General features: G+C 61.2%; 1 protein-coding gene. It reads right to left on the bottom strand.

Features of this window, described 5'->3' with window-relative positions:
- Positions 1 to 214: conjugal transfer protein TrbD (locus T18_RS24335; protein WP_210187548.1), on the bottom strand; the 214-nt coding region annotated here is incomplete at both ends.

The raw sequence follows: 214 nt of genomic DNA, 5'->3' as shown, positions 1-214 counted from the left end.
GGAGATGTGCCTGATATAGACCCGCCGCATCAACGGGTCGGCTTTCGCCATCGTGCGAAGCGCCCCAACCACGATCAGCCAGATCGCGATCCCGAATAGCGCGGCGTACCAGGTCAGCACCACGAAGATCAGGATGATGGCGGCCAGCGCCGTCAATAGTACCAGCTCACGATCGGCACCCATCAGCAGGTTCGGACGTGATAGCGCCCTGTGA

Origin of the sequence: Rhizobium sp. TBD182, assembly GCF_001950375.1 — a bacterium.
Lineage (GTDB): Bacteria > Pseudomonadota > Alphaproteobacteria > Rhizobiales > Rhizobiaceae > Agrobacterium > Agrobacterium tumefaciens.
The sequence above is the reverse complement of the archived record's forward strand: the minus strand, read 5'-3'. Positions and strand labels throughout refer to the sequence as shown.